At 70.1% G+C, this 21,468-nt stretch carries 22 protein-coding genes; 10 read left to right on the forward strand and 12 right to left on the reverse strand.

Annotated features, from left to right (window positions below):
- Positions 1 to 48: 48 nt before the first annotated feature.
- Positions 49 to 705: a transglycosylase family protein gene (locus tag ABZV91_RS19670; protein ID WP_355243466.1), complete on the reverse strand. Its 657-nt coding sequence runs from the start codon at positions 703 to 705 to the stop codon at positions 49 to 51.
- 379 nt (positions 706 to 1,084) lie between these two features.
- Positions 1,085 to 1,330, reverse strand: a complete 246-nt coding sequence (locus tag ABZV91_RS19675; RefSeq protein ID WP_355243469.1) for a hypothetical protein — start codon at positions 1,328 to 1,330, stop codon at positions 1,085 to 1,087.
- 188 nt (positions 1,331 to 1,518) lie between these two features.
- On the opposite strand from ABZV91_RS19675, the gene ABZV91_RS19680 reads away from it, so the two are divergent.
- A complete protein-coding gene (locus tag ABZV91_RS19680; protein ID WP_355243525.1) occupies positions 1,519 to 1,938 on the forward strand; it encodes a cold-shock protein in 420 nt (139 codons plus the stop codon).
- A 57-nt stretch (positions 1,939 to 1,995) separates the two neighbouring features.
- On the opposite strand, the gene ABZV91_RS19685 is transcribed toward ABZV91_RS19680, so the two are convergent.
- From ABZV91_RS19685 to ABZV91_RS19695, 3 genes are all read right to left on the reverse strand, one after another.
- Positions 1,996 to 2,496, reverse strand: coding sequence for a DUF2771 domain-containing protein (locus ABZV91_RS19685; RefSeq protein ID WP_355243472.1), 501 nt, complete (start codon positions 2,494 to 2,496; stop codon positions 1,996 to 1,998).
- Positions 2,493 to 4,274 (reverse strand): MFS transporter, encoded by a 1,782-nt coding sequence (locus tag ABZV91_RS19690; RefSeq protein WP_355243475.1) that lies wholly within the window; start codon positions 4,272 to 4,274, stop codon positions 2,493 to 2,495. The genes ABZV91_RS19685 and ABZV91_RS19690 overlap by 4 nt, the downstream gene beginning before the upstream one ends.
- Before the next feature lie 581 nt (positions 4,275 to 4,855).
- A complete protein-coding gene (locus ABZV91_RS19695) occupies positions 4,856 to 5,629 on the reverse strand; it encodes a glutaminyl-peptide cyclotransferase (protein ID WP_355243478.1) in 774 nt (257 codons plus the stop codon).
- Positions 5,630 to 5,646: 17 nt separating this feature from the next.
- Between ABZV91_RS19695 and ABZV91_RS19700 the strand changes: the two genes are divergently transcribed.
- Positions 5,647 to 6,798, forward strand: a complete 1,152-nt coding sequence (locus ABZV91_RS19700) for a DUF3027 domain-containing protein (protein ID WP_355243481.1) — start codon at positions 5,647 to 5,649, stop codon at positions 6,796 to 6,798.
- 65 nt (positions 6,799 to 6,863) lie between these two features.
- Complete coding sequence (locus ABZV91_RS19705) at positions 6,864 to 9,728, forward strand: ATP-binding protein (RefSeq protein ID WP_355243484.1); 2,865 nt, start codon at positions 6,864 to 6,866, stop codon at positions 9,726 to 9,728.
- A gap of 5 nt (positions 9,729 to 9,733) precedes the next feature.
- On the opposite strand, the gene ABZV91_RS19710 is transcribed toward ABZV91_RS19705, so the two are convergent.
- Positions 9,734 to 10,360: a TetR family transcriptional regulator gene (locus tag ABZV91_RS19710; protein WP_355243487.1), complete on the reverse strand. Its 627-nt coding sequence runs from the start codon at positions 10,358 to 10,360 to the stop codon at positions 9,734 to 9,736.
- Positions 10,361 to 10,497: 137 nt separating this feature from the next.
- Positions 10,498 to 10,737, reverse strand: coding sequence for a DUF2530 domain-containing protein (locus ABZV91_RS19715; protein WP_355243490.1), 240 nt, complete (start codon positions 10,735 to 10,737; stop codon positions 10,498 to 10,500).
- 60 nt (positions 10,738 to 10,797) lie between these two features.
- Between ABZV91_RS19715 and ABZV91_RS19720 the strand changes: the two genes are divergently transcribed.
- Complete coding sequence (locus tag ABZV91_RS19720; RefSeq protein WP_355243492.1) at positions 10,798 to 11,235, forward strand: MarR family transcriptional regulator; 438 nt, start codon at positions 10,798 to 10,800, stop codon at positions 11,233 to 11,235.
- Between the two features lie 76 nt (positions 11,236 to 11,311).
- Here the strand turns inward: ABZV91_RS19720 and ABZV91_RS19725 are convergent, their stop codons facing one another.
- Entirely contained in the window at positions 11,312 to 11,713 is a 402-nt protein-coding gene (locus ABZV91_RS19725) for a YccF domain-containing protein (RefSeq protein ID WP_030522800.1), read from the reverse strand.
- A 78-nt stretch (positions 11,714 to 11,791) separates the two neighbouring features.
- On the opposite strand from ABZV91_RS19725, the gene ABZV91_RS19730 reads away from it, so the two are divergent.
- Both ABZV91_RS19730 and ABZV91_RS19735 read left to right on the forward strand, forming a co-directional pair.
- Positions 11,792 to 12,595, forward strand: a complete 804-nt coding sequence (locus ABZV91_RS19730; protein WP_355243496.1) for an RNA methyltransferase — start codon at positions 11,792 to 11,794, stop codon at positions 12,593 to 12,595.
- Complete coding sequence (locus ABZV91_RS19735) at positions 12,592 to 12,900, forward strand: DUF2537 domain-containing protein (protein WP_355243499.1); 309 nt, start codon at positions 12,592 to 12,594, stop codon at positions 12,898 to 12,900. The genes ABZV91_RS19730 and ABZV91_RS19735 overlap by 4 nt, the downstream gene beginning before the upstream one ends.
- Positions 12,901 to 12,911: 11 nt before the next feature.
- Here ABZV91_RS19735 and ABZV91_RS19740 read toward each other — a convergent pair whose 3' ends face one another.
- The 3 genes from ABZV91_RS19740 to serC form a co-directional block, all read right to left on the reverse strand.
- Positions 12,912 to 13,673 carry a hypothetical protein gene (locus tag ABZV91_RS19740; RefSeq protein WP_355243502.1) on the reverse strand — a complete coding sequence of 254 codons (762 nt, stop codon included), beginning with the start codon at positions 13,671 to 13,673 and terminating at the stop codon, positions 12,912 to 12,914.
- Positions 13,674 to 13,867: 194 nt separating this feature from the next.
- Complete coding sequence (gene sepH, locus ABZV91_RS19745) at positions 13,868 to 15,268, reverse strand: septation protein SepH (protein ID WP_355243505.1); 1,401 nt, start codon at positions 15,266 to 15,268, stop codon at positions 13,868 to 13,870.
- Positions 15,269 to 15,491: 223 nt separating this feature from the next.
- Positions 15,492 to 16,616, reverse strand: coding sequence for a phosphoserine transaminase (gene serC / locus ABZV91_RS19750; protein WP_355243508.1), 1,125 nt, complete (start codon positions 16,614 to 16,616; stop codon positions 15,492 to 15,494).
- A gap of 63 nt (positions 16,617 to 16,679) precedes the next feature.
- On the opposite strand from serC, the gene ABZV91_RS19755 reads away from it, so the two are divergent.
- Positions 16,680 to 17,393 (forward strand): hypothetical protein, encoded by a 714-nt coding sequence (locus ABZV91_RS19755; RefSeq protein WP_355243511.1) that lies wholly within the window; start codon positions 16,680 to 16,682, stop codon positions 17,391 to 17,393.
- Between the two features lie 12 nt (positions 17,394 to 17,405).
- On the opposite strand, the gene ABZV91_RS19760 is transcribed toward ABZV91_RS19755, so the two are convergent.
- The gene (locus ABZV91_RS19760; protein WP_355243514.1) at positions 17,406 to 18,560 is read right to left on the reverse strand and encodes a citrate synthase 2; all 1,155 of its coding nucleotides are present in this window, start codon (positions 18,558 to 18,560) and stop codon (positions 17,406 to 17,408) included.
- Between the two features lie 58 nt (positions 18,561 to 18,618).
- Between ABZV91_RS19760 and pdxH the strand changes: the two genes are divergently transcribed.
- The 3 genes from pdxH to ABZV91_RS19775 all read left to right on the forward strand — a co-directional run bounded on the left by pdxH (position 18,619) and on the right by ABZV91_RS19775 (position 21,404).
- Positions 18,619 to 19,338 carry a pyridoxamine 5'-phosphate oxidase gene (gene pdxH, locus ABZV91_RS19765; protein ID WP_355243516.1) on the forward strand — a complete coding sequence of 240 codons (720 nt, stop codon included), beginning with the start codon at positions 18,619 to 18,621 and terminating at the stop codon, positions 19,336 to 19,338.
- A 379-nt stretch (positions 19,339 to 19,717) separates the two neighbouring features.
- Positions 19,718 to 21,016 (forward strand): citrate synthase, encoded by a 1,299-nt coding sequence (locus ABZV91_RS19770; protein WP_355243519.1) that lies wholly within the window; start codon positions 19,718 to 19,720, stop codon positions 21,014 to 21,016.
- Positions 21,017 to 21,044: 28 nt separating this feature from the next.
- Positions 21,045 to 21,404: an FKBP-type peptidyl-prolyl cis-trans isomerase gene (locus ABZV91_RS19775; RefSeq protein WP_355243522.1), complete on the forward strand. Its 360-nt coding sequence runs from the start codon at positions 21,045 to 21,047 to the stop codon at positions 21,402 to 21,404.
- The last annotated feature ends 64 nt before the right edge of the window (positions 21,405 to 21,468 follow it).

Raw genomic sequence — 21,468 nt, forward strand, 5'->3', positions numbered from 1 at the left:
GCGTCACCTGATGGTGGAGCGGGGTTCTTTCGTGGTCGGGGTGCCCGTTCAGGAGGGCAGTAGACCTTTGTTGGCCTCGAAGACGCCGAGCAGGCCCTGGTCGAGCTGCGGGTTGTTGGCCTTGACGGCCTCGAACAGATCCAGCGCGGGCTGCGGGACCTGTACGCCCTGCGCCTGCACGGCGGCCAGCGCGCGGTCCACCGCCGTGTAGACCTCCTGGGTCTGCGTCGGGGTCTGCGCCGGAGCCTGGGCCTGCTGCGGAGCGGCCTGGTTCTGCGGGGCGGGGGTTTCGGTCTGGACGGCCGGTGTGTCGGCCGGGGTTTCGCGCGGGGTCGAGCCGCTGCTCAGGCCCAGCGAGGAGGAGCAGGAGGGCCAAGCGCCCCAGCCCTGCGAGGCGAGTACGCGTTCGGCGACCACGATCTGCTGCTCGCGGCTGGCCTGGTTGGCGGTGGAGGCGTATTCGCCGCCGCCGTTGGCCTGCCAGGTGCTCTGCGAGAACTGCAGTCCGCCGTGATAGCCGTTGCCGGTGTTGATGCCCCAGTTACCGCCGGCTTCGCACTGCGCGAGTCGATCCCAGTCGGAGTCGGGTGCCGCGCTGGCTGTACCGGCGAGGGCTACGCCCGCACCGCTGATCATGGCGCCGGTGACGGCAACCTTGGCCACAGTGCGACCGGTATTGGTGGGCTTGCGATGGCGTCCACTCATTCGGGTTCGTCTTCCTCTCGTACGCACCTGCGAGGTCTTCGCTCGGGTCCAGGCTGAGAGGGTGCCCGTCCCGCCCTCACCCCTGTGGTTTCCGTTGGGTTCCGGTACCCGCGGGGCGAGGTTCGGTGCGGCGGGCCGGTGGGCCGGATGTGCCCGGCTGCGGTAGACGGTACGACGTTCCGGCCGAAAAATCACTATTTGGTAACCGGCGTGTGCGGACGGGTTGCGGAGCGGTCACGACCGCCGTCCAGCGACTCTGCGCAGCTAGTGGGACTGCGTCGGGTATCGGTCGTGCGACACGCAGCCCCGTTATCATGCCGTTATGTGATTATCATCACACCACGCTTGAGGGGCTGCCGTACCGGGTATCGGACAGTTGTCACCTGGATCGGCGGCCCGAGCGCAGCGCGAAGATCAAGGCCGCCACGAAGCCGACGGGAGCCAGCATGGCGCCCAGGTACAACCAGAGCCCCGGCTCGCCGTCGGTGAGGACCGGGGTGAGGAAGATCGCCACCACCGACAGCAGTCCGAGGGCGAAAAGGCCCAACGCGAGCTGGAGCAACCAGTTGCCGGGGGTGCGCCCGGACGAGGGGCCGGAGGGCCGCGGATCGGCAGGATTCGTCACCGTTCGACGGTAAAACTGATGTGCTGGGGCTGTACCCACCGGGGTAGACTCGGAACGATCTCGCGTCCTGCATGCTTGTGGGGCGCGTTTTTCGAGTAGGGGAAAAGACCTGCCATCAGCGGGTTCCAGCAGACGAGTGTGCCCGGGCCCGGTGGGTCGGGCGCCGAACAGACGAACGGGTGAGCGCAGTGCCGACCGGCAAGGTGAAGTGGTACGACGTGGAAAAGGGCTTCGGCTTCCTTTCCCAGGACGAGGGTGAGGACGTCTACGTCCGCTCGTCCGCGTTGCCCCAGGGCGTCGAGACGCTCAAGCCCGGTCAGCGGGTCGAGTTCGGGATGGCGGCCGGGCGGCGCGGGCCGCAGGCGCTGAGCCTGAAACTGGTGGAGGCGCCCCCGTCGGTGCGGCAGAACCAGGAGCGCGGCGCCCGCAAGGAGCCGGTCGCGCGTAAGCACAGCCCCGACGAACTGCACGGCATGGTCGAGGACATGATCACCCTGCTCGAGGCGAAGGTGCAGCCGGATCTGCGCAAGGGCCGCTATCCGGATCGCAAGACCGCCCAGCGGATCTCGGAAGTGGTGCGCGCGGTCGCGCGGGAACTCGACCGCTGACCGACGGATAGGGAACTTCGTGGGCCGGCCGGGTCATCCCGGCCGGCCGCTGTCGTCTCAGGCGGTTTTGATCGACCACACCGCGTGGGGGACCGGGAACTGGTTACCGGCCTCGTCGATCGCGATGATCATCACCTGCAACTCCACCCCGATCAGCTCCAGCCCCGGCTCCGGCCGGGAGTCGAGGGTCAGCGCCCGAGTGTTCGCCGGGTGGTCCCGGTAGGAACTGGGCTGCTCGACGATCTCCCCGTTCTCGCGGGCGTAGAGCGGCAGCAGTTCCCACGGGCTGTCCACGAGGGCGTCCGGCAGTGAGATCTGCAGAGGGTTGCCCGCCGGGACCTCGAGATAGACGGTTTCGCCCTGCCGGCAGTCCTCCATCCGTACCGTGCAGTAGCGGAACGGCGGCACCGTCACGGCGGTGCCGTGCGCGTAGGCGGTGAGTTCGGGGTCCTTCGGTTCGGCATCGCGCGCGAGCGACCAGACCACCCCGGCGGTCGCGGCCACCAACAGCAGGATCACGGCCAGCGCGAGGGTCGTGCGGACTTTGTTCGTACTCACCGGGCGGCTTCTCCTCGTGGGGGGTCGTCATGCGGGAATTCCTGCTCGGCGTGCAGCGGTCGGCGACCGCCGAGGCCGGGCAGCAGACTGAACCCGCGGTAGCTCAGCACAGTCTGGACGAGACCCCCGACCAGTACCGCACTGACCACCGCGAAACCCTTCCAGTAGTCGGTCGGCAGCAGGACGCCACCCGCACCGCCGATGACCCAGCTGAGCTGCAGGACGGTTTCGGATCGGCCGAACCCGGAGGCGATCGACTCGGGCGGCAGATCGTCCTGGATGGCGGCGTCGAGCGAGACCTTCGCCAGGGCGCTCGCCCCGGCGGCGACCAGGGCGGCCACCGCCGCGCCGAACAGGTTGTCCATCACCACGGCGAGCACGGCGACGGCCGCGCAGCCGATCGTGCAGTTCACCACGATCAGCGAGGGCCGGCCGAGCCGGAGCCGGGCGCCGGTGGCGTTGCCCGTGAAATTACCGACTGCGGCCGCCGCGCCGACCAGTCCGAGCATCGCGGCCTGCTGGACCGGACGGTGTTCGGTGGCCTTGGCCACGAACGCGACATAGAAGGTCAGGAATCCGGTGAGCACCCGGATACTGCCGTTGCCCCACAGTCCGGTGACGACGGCGCGGCCGAGCGGCTGGCGGCGTTTGCGGGCCGGTACCGCGGCTTCGTCGGCGGGGTCGTACGCCTCGGTGTCCCCGGCGCGGGCGTGGTAACCGAGTGTGGTCGGCACCTCGCCCTCGGTGATCTCCACCCAGCGTGGGATCTTCCAGCTCAGATACGCACCGCCGACAGCGATACCGGTGGCGAGGATCAGCGCACCGGTGGAGCCCGCGATCGCCGCGACGGCCCCGGCCAGCCCGCCGGCACCCAGGGTGCCGCCGACCAGACCGAAAACGGTCAGCCGGGAGTTCGTGCGCACCAGATCGATATCGGGTGGCAGAACTCTGGGCGTCACGGCGCTTTTGAGCACCGCGAACGATTTGCTGAGCACCATCGTGCACAGCGCCAGCGGGTACAGCACCCAGCTGTCGAAACTGAAGATCAGCACCACCGCGAGGACCGCGCGCACGGCGAACGAGCTGGCCAGGGCAAGCCGCCGGCCGCGCTGGAGCCGGTCCAGCGCCGGCCCGATGAGCGGCGCGATGATCGCGAACGGGGCGATCGTGATCAGCAGGTACAGCGCGACCTTCGTTTTGCTCTCCGCGGTCGCACTGGCGAAGAACAGGGTATTGGCGAGCGCGACCGCGATCGCCGCGTCCAGCGCGAAATTCGCCATGGTGGCATAGGTGAGAGCGGTCAATCCGGATTTGTCCGCGCCGTCGGCCTCGGCCGCCCGCCGGAAGGTGGCGATACCTTTCTCGGTGATCTCCCGGCCGCGCATCGCCGCCACCCGGGTGACGGTGAGCTTGCGGGGGACACGCCGGTCCTCGGCATCGTGATCCGGGGCCGCGTCGGCGCTCGGGTACTCCTTGGTCGCGGCCGGCTCTGCGGCGCCGCCGGCGTTCGCGGTGGTTCGCCGATCGCTCGCGCCGCTGGGTTCGGTGCGATCCCGCGCCTCGGCGCCGGGACCCGGGCGGCCCGCAGTGGGGGCCGGGCGTCGGCCGGCCGCGCCGGATCCGCCCGGGTCGTGCCGTGCGCCCGCGCCGGCCGAGGGACCCGGGCCCGCGGGGGCGTGGTGATCCATGGGCGGGGCCGGCCGCGAGCGGGCGTGCTCCGGCACCGTGCCGCCCGCCGCCGGGGCGGCACCACCGGCCCTCGGAGAGGAGCTGCCCATGGGCGGCGCACCCGGGATCGGCCGGTTCCGCTCGTAACCGGTCCGCCGGCTGTTCCCGGGAGCGAACGCGGTGTCGTTCGGCTCGCCGGCCCGGCGGCCGGGACCGTCGGATTCGGCTGTGCCCGGCCGGGGCGGCGGATCGGCGGGGGACGCGGACCCGCGTGACCCGCTCAGCGAGCCCAGTATGCGAGCGAAGCGACCTTCCCGCGCCGGCGCGCCGTCCGGGCCTTCCACCGGCGTGACCCGGTCACCACCGCGCGCCGGCCGGGACGAACGGTCGTCCGGCCGCCCGGCGCCGGGGTCGGCGGAGGGCAGCGGACGGGTCGGCGGCGGGACCGGGCGGTGGTTGCCGGGGTCGGGTTCACGATTGCGGTGTGGCACGTTCGGCGGGGGGTAGCGGTCGAAACCTGGATGCCGCTGGGGTGGCGGAGACTCGCCGGCGGGCCACTGACCGCGATCGGAACCGGAGGGCTCGCGGGAAGTGGGCACATCATCAATTCTGGCCCACGGTGGCGCCCGGCAAACTCCGCCCTGCTCGCGGCGGCCGGAAAGTGAGATGTGTCGCTGTCCCGCGGTGCCGGTCAGGCCGGGACGAAACGGACCTCGAACACCGTGGGCCAGTACTTGCCGGTGAGCAGGAAGCGGTCGGTGCCCGGGATCTGGGCGATCCCGTTGAGCACGTCGGTCTGCGCGCGTTCGGCCGGTGGCAGCAATCCGCCGGCATCGACGACCGCGAGGACACGCCCGGTTTCCGGATCGATCCGGAGAATTTCGTCGGTGGGCCAGGAGTTGGCGTAGACCGAACCGTCCTCGGCGCATTCGAGTTCGTTCAGGCGCGCGTCGGTGCGCTCGGTCAACGCCACCGATCCGGTCGGTGCGAAGGTCACCGGATCGCGGAAGGTGAGCTCCGCCGATCCGTCGCTCATGACCAGCCGCCCGTCGCGGGCGCACAGACCCCAGCCCTCGCCCTCGTAGCGCACCTGGTGTTTCTCGGCCAAGGTCCGCGGGTCGCGGGCGAAGGCGACCCCTTCTTTCCAGGTGAGCTGCCACAGTGTGTCGCCGGCCAGGGTGATGCCCTCGCCGAAGAAGGGCGGCGGGAGGTGGGTACGGGCGAGTTCGGCGCCGGTCGCGCGATCGGTTGCCCGCACCCCGGAGAACCCGACCATCCCGGTGCTCTCGTACAGCAGCTCACCATCGATTTCCAGCCCCTGGGTGAACGCGCCCAGATCGTGCCGATGGGTCGCCAGCACCTCGATATCCAGGCGCGGTACCGCCTCGTCGGTGTTCCGGCAGGCGGCCGCGGCGAGCAGGCAGACCAGCGCGGCACCGACCCAGGTTCGCCGAGTGCGCTTCATACGGCAAAATGTAGACCGTGAGCGCAGTATCTGTTTCGGACACCGAGGTGCGGACGATCCTGGCAGGGGCCGCCGACCTGGCTCGTAGTGCGCTCGTGGACCTGGAACCGACCGGGGTCGGGGCGCATCTGGGAGTCCGCGCCGAGGACGAATGTTCGGCGACGCACCGCTTCGAGGCCACACTGCCCGGCTACCACGGCTGGCAGTGGGCGGTGGTGGTGGCGGCCGCACCCGACACCGACCGGGTGACCGTGAGCGAGTCCGCGTTGCTGCCCGGCCCCGACGCGTTGATCGCCCCGGAGTTCGTGCCCTGGGAACAGCGCATCCGGCCCGGCGATCTGGCGCCCGGCGACCTGCTGGCCCCGCCCGCCGACGACCCACGCCTGACCCCTGGATATACCGCCAGCGGCGACCCCGAGGTCGACGAGACGGCCGCCGAGGTGGGTCTGGGCCGTAAACAGGTGCTCAGCCGGGAGGGCCGGACCGACGCCGCCGAACGCTGGTACGCCGAGTACGGTCCCGATTCCGATATGGCCAAGGCCGCCCCCGGCTCCTGCGCGAGCTGTGGTTTCTATCTGCCGCTGGCCGGTGCGCTGCGCGCCTGTTTCGGCGTATGCGCGAACGAGATGGGCGCCGACGGCCACGTGGTCCACATGGGATACGGCTGTGGCGCGCATTCCGACACCCAGTTGCCGACGGGCGCCGGGTCACCGATCTATCAGGCCTATGACGATGCCGCCATCGAGGTGGTCGCGGTGCCGCCGAAGTCGCCGGAAGCCGGGACCGAGCGCGCCGCGGCCGACGAGGCCGCTACCGCGCCGGACGTGGTGGTGCCGGGGCAGCCGGTCGGCGACGAGACCGGGCCCGGCACCGGACCGACTGCCGAGTCGAGCACGGGGCCCGCCGGAGAGCCCGGCACCGAGTCCACCGACACCACGGACCATCCGGTCGAGGTGACCGGCGAGGGAGCAGGTCCGGTGGAGGCCGACCTCACCGCCACCGCGCCGGAAACCTTCCCGTCGGCGGCCGAGCCCGAGTCGGCTGCCGCGGGGACGGAACCCGCAGCACGCGCTGCCGCCACGGACCGCACCGGTGAGGCGGCCGCGGCGAGCGGCGAGCAGGCCGGATCCGGAGCCGGCGACCCGGCTCCCGGCCCGTCCGACGACTGATCGCCTAGTCGGCACCCTTCTGCGTGTGGCGAGTCGGGTGCGTCCGGGCACGTACGCTGGCTCGCGTGAGTGAGACCGGTGCGGTGGGCGAGACGTTCGGGCCAGTACAGACGGATACCGGCAGCGCGGATCCCTTCGGCACCGCGGATCTGCGTGCCGCGGTGCTGGCCGCGTGGCGGGATTCCCCGACCCGGCTGCGTGAGGACACCGCCACCGAAGCCGATCTGGTGCGCGCGGGTTACCGCGATCGCCTGCTGACGGAGTTGGCGCAGAATGCGGCGGACGCGGCGGTGAAAGCCGGGGTACCGGGAAGAATCACCGTAGCCTGCGCGGGCCGGACCCTTTCGGTGGCCAATACCGGCGCGCCGCTGGATACAGCGGGCGTGCACGCGCTGACGGCCCTGCGGGCGTCGGGGAAATCGGAGAGCGCGGGGGAGACCGGACGGTTCGGTGTCGGTTTCACGGCCGTGCTGACCGTCTCCGATGAGCTCGAATTCCGCTCCACCACCGGGTCGCTGCGTTTCTCCCGGGAGCTGACCCGTGAGGCATTGCGGGCGTCCGGTGTCGCGGTCCCGGCGGACGGGACCGCGCCGCCACCGCCGGCGCTGCGCCTCGCCTGGCCGGTGGCCGCCGCCCCGGCCGACGGCGCGGACAGCGAGATCGTGTTGACGCTGCGTGCCGGGATCGACCCGGCGGCCCTGCTGGAATCCATGCGCGCCGAGGCGGTGGACCTGCTGCTGGAGTTGCCGGCGCTGCGCGAGATCCGGATCGGCGACGAGGTGGTGCGCGCCGAGATCCGCGATGCGCCGTTCGCGGGCGTACGCGAGCTGCGGATCAGCGGTTCCGACACCGAACAGGTGTGGTGGGAGTTCCGGACCGCGCGGGCGCGCTGGCTGTTGCCGGTACGTGACGGAGTCCCGGTGCCGGCCGCGCCCGACGTGCTGCGGGCACCGACCCGTTCGGACGAGGAACTGTCCCTGCCGACGATCCTCATCGCCGATATTCCGATGCAACCCGACCGCCGGCGCGTGCTGCCGGGCAACCATCCGGCCGAGCTGGCCGCCGGGTACACCGATTTCGCCCGGGCGCTACCCTCGCGGTTCCGGCTCGTGCTGGTCCCGACCCCGGGGTTCGCGCGCAGCGAGACCGACGGGCTCCTCCGCGAGGCGATCCTGCGCGAACTGCGCACCGGTGCCTGGCTACCGGTGGTCGCCGCGCCCACGGACGCCGGACCCGACGAGTCCCCTCGGGAAGGGGACGCGGACGATCGGATGGCCATACCCGTGCGGGCCAGCGTTTTTCCCGATCTCACGTCCGAGCTGGCCGCGCTGCTGGGTGGTGTGCTCGATCCGCTGGTGATTCCGGAGCTGTCCGGCGCTCGCTACGCCGAGGCACTCGCGGCGCTGGAGGTGCACCGGCTCGGCCCGGCGCGGCTGGCGGAGCTGTCCGCCGGGCTGGAACGGCCGCCCGTGTGGTGGTTCGCTCTCTATTCCGCGCTGGAACCGTTCGTCACCGACCCGCTGACGGTGGAGGAACTCGGCGCCCTGGCGGTCCCGCTCGCCGACGGGCGGTCGGTGACCGGCCCACGGACGGTGGTCCTGGACGACGAACTCACGGCGCTGCCCGCGGCGGTTCCGGTGCACTGGGCGCGGCTCGTGCATCCGGAAGCTGCACATCCGCTGCTGGCGCGTCTCGGCGCGCGGCGGGCGCGGATCGCGGATCTGCTGTCGGATCCCGCCCTGCACGCGGAACTGACCGAGCACCCCGATGATCCGGCGACGATCGAGGCGGTGCTCCGACTGGCCGCGGCGGCCGATCCGGCCGAACTGCCGGATTGGCTCGGCCTGCTCGAACTCACCGACAGCTCCGGTGGGGTGCGCCCGGCCGACGAACTACTGCTCCCCGATGCCCCCTTGATCGAACTCCTGGTTCCGGATTCGCCGTTCGGGGTCGTCGCGCGGGAGGTGGTCGCCGACTACGGTGCCGACGCGTTGCGGGCGATCGGTGTCGGATGGGATTTCGGGGTGGTCGCCGAGGTCGACCCCACCGGTCCCGACCATCACCTCGACGACGAGGAGACCTGGTGGTCCGGGCTCGCCGAGGATCCCGCGGAGCTGGTCGCCGTGCGTGACCTGGACCTGGTGGACGACGCGGCCTGGCCGGAGGCGCTGTGGCGGTTGCTCACCACCGAACGCACCCGGCCGCTGCTCGGTGATCCGGACGGCTACACGGCGTGGTGGTTGCGCCACTACGCCCGGATCGACGGGATCGCGCTGGGCGGCTACCGGCATCCGGCGGATGCCGAATTCACCGGACTGCTACCGGAACTGCCGATCACCGGCCTGTCCCCGGCCGACCTCGACGCGCTGCGCGGCTGCCTCGCCGCGACCGAGACCATGGATCACGACCTGGTCGAAACGCTGCTGACCGCACTGGCCGACAGCGCGAAGACCCCGGCGCCCGAGGTGGTCGCGCTGGTGCACGCCCGGCTGGGCGCGGCGGTGCCGCGGCTGGAACTCGGCACACTCGATCCGCCCGGTCGCGTCCGGGCCCTGTCCGGAGCGGTGATCGACGCCGCCGACGCCCTGGTGCTGGACCGGCCCTGGTTCGGCCTCGCGGTGCCGGCGGACCGGCTCGTGGTCGCCGATCCGGCGACCGCCGCCGACCTCGCTCTGCTGCTGGACCTACCGTTGGTCTCCGAACAGGTCGATGCGGAAGTGGTCGGCCGGGGCCACGAGACCGATTGGGCGCGGGAGCCGCTCGGTGTGGTGCTGCGCCGGCTGTTCGATCTGCCCCCGCAGCACGGGCGCCTGATCCTGCACGACGAACTGCGCGTCCGGCTGACGGGCGCGGTCACCCGGACGGTCACCGTGCCCTGGTGGCAGGACGGCGCGGTCACCCATGTCCGGCGACCGGGCCGGCCCGACTGAGCGGACTATTCCGCGTGCCCGGCCAGTGCCGCGGCGAGCAGATCGAGTTGGGTGCGCACGCTTTCGCTGTCGTTGTCGACCAGCCAGCGCAGGACGAGGCCGTCGATCACGCTGAGCGTGAAACGCGACAGCTGTGCCACCGGAACTGTCCAGGCACTTCCGGTGGCGTCGCGGGCGTGATCGAGGATATCGGCGACAGTGGAATCGTTGAACGCGTACTGTTCCCGGGCGATCGCCAGTTTCGCGGGGGTCTGTTCGCCCTCGCGCAGCGCGTAGGTGGTGGTCTCGTAGGTGAGCAGCTGGCGTTCGGGTGTGGCCTCGATATTGAGCCACATGAGTTCCAGTCCCGCGCGCAGCAGATCGCGTAGTGCCGTATTGCCGCTGCCCGCTTCCTGCCAGACCGATTCGTTGGCGTCCACCGAATCGCGCAGCTCCATCGACAGCGCCTTGACCAGCTCGGTCATCAGCGCGTCCTTGTTCTCGAAGCAGTAGTGCACCACGCCTAGTGAGACACCCGCCGCCTGAGCGACATCGCGGGTGGTCACCCCCGCGACTCCCTTTCTCTCGGCAAGGCCGATCGCGGCCTCGATAAGGTGGGCCCGTCGTTCTTCGACGCTCAATCGGGAGGACACCTGAGCGAGTTTGGCCCGAGAGGCTCGAACAGTCAATTCCCCGGCGGGCAGGATTCAGCCACCGAGGTCCTGCTGGACTCCCGGCCGGCTGCGTCGGACGGTATCGCCGTCGGTGCCGGAGGGCCCGGTCGCGGCGGTCACAACCCGGTCTGTGCGCCTTTGTCGCCGCGCCGCGCACTGCGGCGCTGTATCGCGAAGATGATGTACCCGAGCAGTCCGACCGCCAAACCCATCAGGCAGACCGGGCGAGCCGATTCCCACCGCGGTCCGCTGAGCCAGACCACCGCGGTCGCGACGGCGAACAGCGCGCACCCGAGGGCGAGGACCGGCCGGGGATCGGTCAGCCAGGTGGGGAACTGCGGGAGCTGCGGGTCCATTCGGTCAGCGTAACCGCTGTACGCACGCCGATCCGACGTGTGTCACGTATGGTTCACTTTGTGACTACCCACTCGGATGTGCGGGCGCTGGCCAGCGACCTCTCGCTGGCGGTGGTGCGTTTGACGCGGCATCTACGGGGTCGGCGTACGGAATCGCAGATATCGCTGACCCAGCTCTCGGTCCTGGCCACTCTCGGCAACGAGGGCGCGATGACGCCCGGTGCGCTGGCGGCCAAGGAGCGGGTCCAGCCTCCGTCGATGACCCGGGTGATCGCCTCGCTCACCGATCTCGGTCTGGTGGAACGCAACCCGCATCCGACCGACGGCCGGCAGATCATCGTGTCGCTCTCCACGGCCGGGCACACGCTGCTCGCCGACGAACGCAGTGCCCGGGAAGCCTGGATGAGCGCCCAGCTCGCGGGTCTGGACTCCGATCAGCTCGAGGATCTGCACCGGGCGGTCGCGATCATGAACCAGATCGTCGCCGATTCGGAGTGAAGCGCTAGCGACGGATCCGGCGGAGCCGGGGCCCGGCCGCACCGGAGACAGTCCGCGGCACCGCGCGCCACTCACCTCAGCGCGCCGCGAACGGCCGGTCGCTGTCGACGATTTCGCGGCCCAGCGGGAACAGGGCGAGCGGGATCAGTTTGAGATTCGCCCAGGCGAACGGGATACCGATGATCGTGCAGGCCAGAGCGATACTGGTGCCCAGATGCCCCAGGGCCAGCCACCAGCCGGCGACCACGAACCAGATGATGTTGCCCAGCAGCGCCCCGGCTCCGGCCCCCGGCTTCTCGACCGTGGTGCGACCGAACGGCCACAGCATGTAGACGCCGTTGCGCAGCGCGGCGACCCCGAACGGGATCGTGATGATGAGGACGAAGCAGATCAGGGCCGCCAGAAAATAGCCCAGCGCCATCCAGAACCCCGCGAGCACGAGCCACAGGATATTGAGCAGGAGCTGGATCGGCTTCATATTTCGAGCATGCCCTAAAGCGGCGCCGAGCGCACCCACCACCGACCGGCGATGGTGAGGGTTGGCAGGATGGGCGCCGTGGCCGTGGTTCTCGAAGTGGACAGTGTGGGCGATCCGCGGGTCGACGATTTCCGCGATCTTAAGGCCGCCGACCGCAGACCCGATCGGCCCGGTGGGAAAGGCCTGGTCATCGCGGAGGGAACCGTGGTGGTGCGGCGGATGCTGGATTCGCCTTTCCGGCCGCACGCGCTGCTCGGCGTGGACAAGCGGTGGCAGGAACTCGAGCCCGAACTCGCGGCGGTGGATGTCCCGTTCTACCGGGCCTCCGCGGAAGTGATGGCCGAGGTGGTCGGGTTCCATCTCAACCGGGGTGTGCTGGCGGTGGCGCGTCGGCCGCCCGAACGCGATTTCGACGAGACCATCGCCGCGGCCACCACGGTAGCGGTGTTGGAAGGCGTGAACGACCACGAGAACCTGGGGTCGATGTTCCGCAACGCGGCGGGTCTGGGTGTGGACGCGATCCTGTTCGGGGAGCGCTGCGCGGATCCGCTGTACCGTCGGTCCGTGCGGGTTTCGATGGGACATGCGCTGCGGGTGCCGTTCGCCCGGGTACCGCGCTGGCCGGACGGGCTCGACCTGCTGCGGCGCCGGGGTTTCCAGGTGGCGGCCCTGACCCCGGATCCGGCGGCCCCGACGCTGGCCGCCGCGCTCACCGGCGACCGGGTGGCGCTGCTGCTGGGCGCCGAAGGTCCCGGCCTGACCGAGGAGGCGATGGCCGCGGCGGATGTACGGGCGCGGATACCGATGTCGGCGGGCACCGATTCGCTGAACGTGGCGACGGCGGCCGCGATGGCGTTCTACGAGCGGGTGCGGGCGTCGTGACCCCGGCGCTCGGTGACTCCGGGTCCGGCCGGCGGCCCTGCCCGCCCAGCGAACCGACTCCGTGGGCGGCGGGTATCACCGTCGCCGTCCTGGTGGCCGCGCTGACCGCCGTCGGCGTATTCGCGTTCGGGGCGGCGCTGGCCCGGGTGCACCCGGTGCTGTCGCTGGCGGTGAATCTGGTCGCGGTCGGCGGGGTGGCGCCCACCGTGTGGCGCTGGCGGACGCGTCCGGTGACCCGCTGGGTGCTGGCCGGGGCGGGCACGGGCGTGGCGCTGGCCTGGATCGGTCTGCTGTTCTCCGCGTGACCGCATCCGGTCTACTGGTCGGCGCCCACCGCGGCCTCGTGCCCGCGCAGCCAGGACAGCAGACCCTTGCGTTCGTGGGCCACCCGATTGTGCGGCTGCGGTGGTTCCGGGTCGTCCGCGCGATCGCCGCGGGGACGCAACCGGAAACCGCAGACCCGGATGTCCTTGGGATCGAGGGGGCGGGGGTCGCCGGCGTCGGCGGTGATCTCCCGATCGGCGGTGGCCGGAGGAAAATACCGGAAGCCCAGCCATTCGTGGTTGGCGGTATCGGCGAAACCGGGTGGATCGAACGGCAGCACCAGCGGATCGGGTAGTTCGCCGAGCCGCCACGCGATGGGATGCTCGCCCGCCCAGTGTGGCCGCTCCCAGATATGCGGCAGACCGTGGTCCTGCAGGATATTGAGGCGGGTGGAACTGAACGCCCGGCGTAGTTCGCCGCGCTCCCAGTGCGCGAACGCGCCCCAGCCGTATTCGAGATCGAACGACACCAGGTAGGTGTGCTCTTCGGCGAGCGGCCGTACCAGCAACTCGGGGATAGCGGTCGGTTGCACCCGGGCGGCGTAGGAACTGCACAGCAGCGTGAGGCCGGGATAGCTGCCGATGAAGACCTCGTCGGCGTCCGGGCCGTCCGCGTCACCGAGGGTGACCGACGCGGTGGGTTCTACGTCCAGGTCGGGATGCAGTTGCCGGGCCAGCGCGTAGGCCGCGTCCGGATCGGGGTCGGGATCGGCCCGCAGCACCGCCGGCGGGTCGAGGGTATCGACGTACCACACGGATGAAACCTTGGACAGCATCGGTCCACCTCCGATAGCGCACGAAACCAGGTCGCGAACTTCTCGGCGCAATTGCCGTCGTCGTCCGGGCTGGCCCCGGAATCATCGGACCGCGTCGCCGTATACACCGAACTTACTCGCGCAAACGGATGATCCGGGCGGTTGCGCGGGGTAACACGCCGGTCCGCAGCGGGTCAGTGACCCGAACTGCGGACGCCGAGCAGGACATCCTCCCAGGACGGCATGGGCGCCTTGCCGCGCTTGGTCCGGGCCGCCGCTTTCGTGGCTTTGGCGGGCGGCTTCTTGGCCGCCGGTTTCGCCGCGGCCGGTTCGGTTTCCGATGTTTCGGCGGCGGGCTCCGCGGCCGGCGCCTCCGGGGTATCGGCCGGGGCGGCGGGGGTTTCGGCAACGGCCGGCGCGGCGGCGGCTTCCGCCGGAGCCGTGGCGACTTCCGGCTCCCGGACCGGTTCGGCGGCCACCGGTTCGGGCTGTTGCTCGGGCGCGGGCGCGGCAGGCGCTGCCGCCAGTGGAGCCGGTTCGGACTCCACAGCGGCCGGGACGGGTTCGGGCGCCGGCGGGACCGGTTCGGGTGCGGCGGTTTCGGCCGGGGTGGGCGGCAATTCGGCTGCCGGAGCGGGCGCCGGAGGCGGCGCGGCCGCCGGGGCGGGAGCGGGCCGCGGCGCCGCGGGGCGAGCCGGTTCGGCGGGGGCCGGGTAGGTCTCGGCCGGCGGCCGGTAGCTGTCCGCAGGGGGGCGGTAGGTCTCGGCGGGAGCACTCGCCGCCGGGGTGCCGGCGGGCAGCGCCGTGCCGCCCGGCCGCGCGCTGCCGGGAGCGAGCGGGGTCGCGGTCGCGGGCAGCGCCGTCGTGCCGCCGGCGGCCACCGCACGCTGCTCGTAATAGTCGTCGACGGCGGCGGCCCGGGCGGGTTCACGCCGTGGCTCGGCCACCGGTTCGGGCGCGGCCGCCGGCTCGGATTCGACCGGCAGGATCGAGGCAAGACCGCGCAGCGCGCGACCGAAATCGGGATCGATGAGATCGGTGGCCGGATCGTCGAGCGGGGATACGCTGCCGCCGTGCGCGTCCGGCTGGTAGCGCCAGTGCGCGGCGATCTCCGAACGGCCGTTCTGCCACTGTAACTGGGCGACCCAGAAGCCCTTCTCGTCCTTCCAGGCATCCCATTCGGCATTGTCGAGGGTATGCCCGCGCGCGGTGAAAGCGGCGGTCACCACATCGACCAGGATCTCCACGGCCGGCCCGTCGGGACGGATCGGATGCGCCTTCTGCGCGAGCTCGGCCGCGCGGGCCCGCTCCAGCAGCACCGGGTAGGCGAATCGCTCCACCCGGCTCACCGGCATACCGGATTCCTGTGTCACCTGCTCGACCGACGCGCCGGCACGGATTCGAGCCTGGATATCGCGAGGACGCATAGTAGCTTCCATTTCGATCTCGATCTGGCCGAATCGGGCAAGGTCGCCGCGGGCGGCGGCACGAAGTTTGTCGTCGGCGGGAAGCCGGAATTTCTGACCACTTTCGGTGTCGACGCACACGATATGGGCGGAGTCGGGCGTCACCCCGATCACTCGAAGTTCACGCACCGTAACCTCCTTATCGCGTCGCTCGCGATACCGCCCACGTTCTGGAACAGTAGTGCACTTCTGGGATTCGTGTGGCAAGACACGCGGCACCGAAATGTACCCTGTGGCCGTCATCTACCGCTAATCTGCTCTATTCCCTTGTGTATCAAGTCGATTCCGTAAGACGTGTTCGGGCCCGTCGCGCGACACGCGCGACGGGCCCGAACCCACAGGTGATCTCGTCTCAGCCGAGGTTTTCCACGACCCAGTCGATGCAGCGGGTCAGCTGTCCGACGTCCTCCGGGTCGATGGCCGGGAACATCCCGACGCGCAATTGATTGCGGCCCAGTTTGCGGTACGGCTCGGTATCGACGATGCCGTTGGCCCGCAGCGTCTTGGCCACCGCGGCGGCGTCCACCGAGTCCGCGAAATCGATGGTGCCCACCACCTGGGACCGGTGCGCCGGATCGGTGACGAAGGGGGTGGCGAATTCGCTGGCCTCGGCCCACGCGTACAGCCGCGACGAGGAATCCAGGGTGCGCTTCACCGCCCAGTCCAGGCCGCCGTTGCGGTTGAGCCAATCGATCTGATCGGCGAACAGCAGCAGGGTCGCCAGGGCCGGGGTGTTGTAGGTCTGGTCCTTGAGACTGTTCTCGATGGCGATCGGCAGCGAGAGGAAGTCCGGAGTCCAGCGCCCGGATTCCTTGATCTCCGCCACCCGCGCCAGCGCGGCCGGGCTCATGAGCGCGATCCACAGCCCACCGTCGGCGGCGAAACATTTCTGCGGGGCGAAGTAGTAGACGTCGGCGTCGGTGATGTTCACCGGCAGCCCGCCCGCGCCGGAGGTGGCGTCGATGGCGATGAGCGCGTTCTCCGAACCGGCCGGCCGCTGCACGGGCACGGAGACACCGGTGGAGGTCTCGTTGTGCGCCCAGCCGATCAGGTCGGCGGCGGGGTCGGATACCGGCTCCGGCGCGCTGCCCGGATCGGCGGAGACGACGATCGGGTCGCCGAGGAACGGGTTCTTCTTGGTGACGCTGGCGAACTTGGCGCTGAACTCGCCGTAGGTGAGGTGCAGGGAACGCTCGCGGACCAAGCCGAACGCGGCAGCGTCCCAGAACGCGGTGGTGCCGCCGTTGCCGAGGACGACCTCGTAGCCCTCCGGGAGGGAGAACAGGTCCCGTAACCCGGAGCGGACCCGGGCCACCACGTCTTTGACCGGTTTCTGCCGGTGGCTGGTGCCGAATACCGAGGCACCCACTTCCACCAGGGACTGCAGCTGCTCCGGGCGAACCTTGGACGGACCGCAGCCGAAACGACCGTCGGCGGGCTTGAGGTCTTCGGGGATGGTCGGGAACGCACTGGTCATGGCGAACAGCGTAGCCGCGCCGTTGCTGTGCCGCGTACCACACTCCGGCTAACGTGAACGGGTATGAGCATGCGGTCGTCGAGGGGCGCTGCCGGGGGTGGATCCGGTGACAACCGGGCGCGGGGCCGGAGCGAACTCCCGGGTTCGCCCGGGCCGCTCGGCCGGTTGCGCGACCTGCTCCCGCGCCGCTTCCGGCGGCGCGGCGAAGCCCCCAGCGGGCCGGACCGGCGGGACCTGCTGGCCACCGGAACGGCGGGTTCGGCGACCGTGCTGGGGACCCGCACCCGCCGGACCGAGCCCGGCTACACCTTCCGGGTCCGGGTGCGGCTACCCGGGTTGCCGCCGTACGAGGCCCAGGTGCGCCAGCGGGTCTCCGGCGCCGAACTGGATCGCATGCGGCCGGGAGACCTGGTGTGCTGCCGGGTCGACCCCGAAGACCGCGACCGCATGGTGCTCTATCTCCCCGGTGATACCGACCCCGGGCGGGCGGGGCTGGCCAAGATCCTCGCCGAGGGACGCCGGGCCGAGGCCACAGTCCTGGCGGTGACCGCGGTGGATGCCGACTATTGCGGCTGCGACGACCCGGTCCTGCGCCTGGACCTGGAGCTACGCGCGTGGGATGAACCCGGCCCCTGGCGGGTCAGGGTCGTCCAGTCGGTGCCGTTGGCCGCCATCGGCCTCCTGGACCTCGGCGCCAAACTGGAAGCAGCCTTCTTCGCCGTGGACGCCGGGGAATCGGTGGCCATCGATTGGGAAGCCGAACCCGAACGGCGGTGACGACCGTCCGGGCTATGCCGTGGGCTCGACGTGGACCTCGCCCCACCCCGCGACGTCCTGCGGCTTTCGCGGCCCCGGGCCGGTGTAGATCGCGGCCGGGCGGACGAGCTTGCCCAGCTTCTTCTGTTCCATGATGTGCGCGCACCAGCCGGCGGTGCGGCCGCAGGTGAACATGGCGGGCATCATATGGGCCGGTACCTCGGCGAAGTCGAGGATGACCGCGGCCCAGAATTCGACATTCGTCTCGATGGCACGGTCGGGCCGGCGTTCGCGGAGTTCGGCCAGTGCGGCCTGTTCGAGGGCGGCGGCCACTTCGTAGCGGGGCGCGGCCAGGCGGGCGGCGGTATCGCGCAGGACCCGGGCGCGCGGGTCCTGGGCCCGGTAGACCCGGTGGCCGAAGCCCATCAGCTTCTCCTTGCGGTCCAGGATCCCCTTGACCAGCGCGCGGGCATCGCCCGTGCGTTCCACCTCTTCGATCATGGGCAGGACCCGGGCGGGGGCGCCGCCGTGCAGCGGGCCGGACATGGCGCCGATGGCTCCGGAGAGGGCGGCGGCCACATCGGCGCCGGTGGAGGCGATGACCCGGGCGGTGAAGGTGGAGGCGTTCATACCGTGTTCGGCCGCCGAGACCCAGTAGGCGTCGATGGCTTCGGTGTGCCGCGGGTCGGGGTCGCCCTTCCAGCGGGTCATGAAGCGGTCGGTGACCGTGGTGCATTCGTCGATCCGGCGCTGCGGTACGGCGGGCTGGTAGATACCGCGGGCCGATTGCGCCACATAGGACAGTGCCATCACCGAGGCGCGGGCCAGGTTCTCCCGGGCGGTGGGGTCGTCGATATCCAGTAGCGACCGGTAGCCCCAGATGGGGGCGAGCATCGCCAGGCCGGCCTGGACGTCGACCCGCACATCGCCGGTGTGCACCGGCAGCGGGAAGGGTTCGGCCGGTGGGAGGCCGTGTCCGAATTCGCCGTCGACCAGGAGGGCCCAGACATCGCCGAAGGTGACCCGGTTGCCGACCAGGTCCTCGATGTCCACGCCGCGGTAGCGCAGCGCGCCGCCGTCCTTGTCCGGTTCGGCGATCTCGGTGGTGAACGCGACCACCCCCTCCAGACCGCTGACGAAATCTTCCGGCACCTCGCCGGACCTCGATACCGCGGATTTGGTGGTCATCGCGATTCTCCTTTCAATTGCACTCTAGCGCCGAGCTACCCGGGAGTAACCTCTGGCCATGGCTGATGTGGAGGAGACGGGCGCCGATCTCGGCGCGATGCGCGCCGAATACGGTGCGGCGCATCCGGGTTCGCGTAACTCGGGGCCGTTGCTGGGTGTGCACGACACGGAGCTGGACGAATTGTCGGTGGCCGCGGGCTGGGAGCCGCTATTGAGGCTGTGGATAGAACAGGCGATCGAGGCCGGGGCCGCCGAGCCCAATGCCATGGTGCTCGCGACCCTCGCCGGGGCCGGCCCGGACCCCCGGCCGGTGACGCGCACGGTGCTCTGCAAGGGTCTTTCACCGGAGGGCGTCGTCTTTTATACGAACTACGAGTCGGCCAAGGGCGTACAGCTCGCGGCGGCACCGTACGCCTCGGCGACCTTCCTCTGGCCGCAACTGGCCCGGCAGGCCCATGTCCGCGGCCGGGCGGAGCGGGTGCCCGCCGAGGTGACCGAACGGTACTGGCGGTCGCGACCGCGGGAATCGCAGCTCGGCGCGTGGGCCTCGCACCAGTCCCAGCCGATCGGCTCCCGCATGGAACTCGACGAACAGCTGGCGCGGACCGCGCAGCGCTTCGCCGCCGTCGCCGAGGTTCCTGTCCCTCCGCACTGGGGAGGTTACTTGCTGCGCCCTGGTGAGGTGGAGTTCTGGCAGGGCCAGCGCGGGCGACTGCACAACCGGATCGTGGTCCGTATCGACGAGACCGGTATGTCGGTGTGCCGACTCCAGCCGTGATCGCGCCACCGGCCGGTCAGCGGGTTGTGCGGCCGTGTCCAGGCCCGTACATCCTCCCCGGTGATGTTTCGCACGGTTTCGCCGGCCGGCTTGTGGGTACATTCTGTGCGCGGCAGTGAGCGGCGGTTTCCATGGATCCGGCACAGGCGTCGTCCACAACCGGCCGGGACCGGTTCCGACGGTTGTTTCCCCCGGTCACAGCCATACCGGCCGGTAGGCGAACCGCTGAAACTCACACCCGCGCGGGCCCATTGTGAGATCGGTGCGCGGATACCCTCCCCGCCGGTCCCACCGGAGCAAGGACTAGCGTCTACCGATAACGCACCGCGTGTCGTCCGCACGTGATGCCGACGGTCTTAAGCCTGAGAGGGAACCTTCCGTGCCCGAGAATCACATCAATGACGCCAAACCGGTTCTCACCTACCCCGGTGGCGAATACCCAATGACGATCGCCGAGGCCGCCGAAGGAAACGACGGTATCGATCTCGGCAAGCTGCTGGCGAGCACGGGATATACGACCTATGACCCGGGTTTCGTCAACACCGCGTCGACCAAATCGGCAATCACCTACATCGATGGTGAAGAGGGCATTCTGCGCTACCGCGGTTACCCGATCGAGCAGCTCGCGGACAACTCGACCTTCATCGAGGTCAGCTATCTGCTCATCTACGGCGAACTACCCACCCAGGATCAGCTCGAGGATTTCACCGACAAGATCCGTCGGCACACGCTGCTGCACGAGGACCTGAAGCGCTTCTTCGACGGCTTCCCGCGGAACGCGCATCCGATGCCCGTCCTTTCCTCGGCCGTCAACGCGCTGTCCGCCTACTACCAGGATTCGCTGGACCCGCGCGACCCCGAACAGGTCGAACTGTCCACCATCCGGTTGCTGGCCAAACTGCCCACCATCGCCGCGTACTCGTACAAGAAGTCGGTGGGCCAGCCGTTCCTCTACCCCGACAACTCGCTGTCGCTGGTGGAGAACTTCCTGCGGATGACGTTCGGTTTCCCGGCCGAGCCCTACCAGGTCGACCCGGAGATCGCCGCCGCCCTGGACATGCTGCTCATCCTGCACGCCGATCACGAGCAGAACTGCTCCACCTCCACGGTCCGGCTGGTCGGCTCCTCCGACGCCAACCTGTTCACCTCCGTTTCCGGCGGTATCAACGCGCTGTGGGGCCCGCTGCACGGTGGCGCCAACCAGGCGGTGCTGGAAATGCTGGACGGTATCCTCGCGGCCGGCGGTGACGTCAAGGAATTCATCCGCAAGGTCAAGAACAAGGAAGACGGTGTGAAGCTAATGGGCTTCGGGCACCGGGTCTACCGCAATTACGACCCGCGCGCCGCCATCGCCAAGAAGCACGCCGACACCATCCTGAGCAAACTCGGCAGTGATCCGCTGTTCGATATCGCCCAGGCCCTCGAAGAGGCCGCGCTCACCGACGATTACTTCGTCGAGCGCAAGCTCTACCCGAACGTCGATTTCTACACCGGCGTCATCTACAAGGCCATGGGCTTCCCGACCCGCATGTTCACCGTGCTGTTCGCCATGGGCCGGCTTCCGGGCTGGATCGCGCACTGGCGGGAAATGCACAGCGAAGCCATCAAGATCGGCCGTCCGCGGCAGATCTACACCGGCTATGGTGCACGGGACTATTCCGAAATCACCAACCGCTGAACCGATTGAATCGAAGGGGATTCAAGGCATGAGCAAACCGGAGATCGAATTTCAGGCGGGCCCCGCGCCCACCGAACTGGTCATCAAGGACATCACTGTCGGTGAAGGCCCGGAAGCCGTCCCCGGCGGCACCGTCGAAGTGCACTACGTCGGCGTGGAATTCGATACCGGCGAGGAATTCGACTCGTCGTGGAACCGCGGCGAATCGATCACCTTCCCGCTGCGTGGTCTGATCCAGGGCTGGCAGGACGGAATTCCGGGTATGAAGGTGGGCGGCCGCCGTCAGCTCACCATCCCGCCGGAGCTGGCCTACGGCCGGGCGGGTGGGGGTCACCATCTGTCCGGAAAGACCCTGGTCTTCGTGATCGACCTGCTGGACGTGAAGTAGGTCCGTGCGGCGGGCGAACGCCCACCCGGCAACACATCTCGGCCCCGGAGCAGCGGCTCCGGGG

The sequence above is a fragment of the Nocardia sp. NPDC004568 genome, assembly GCF_040609955.1.
Classification (GTDB): domain Bacteria; phylum Actinomycetota; class Actinomycetes; order Mycobacteriales; family Mycobacteriaceae; genus Nocardia.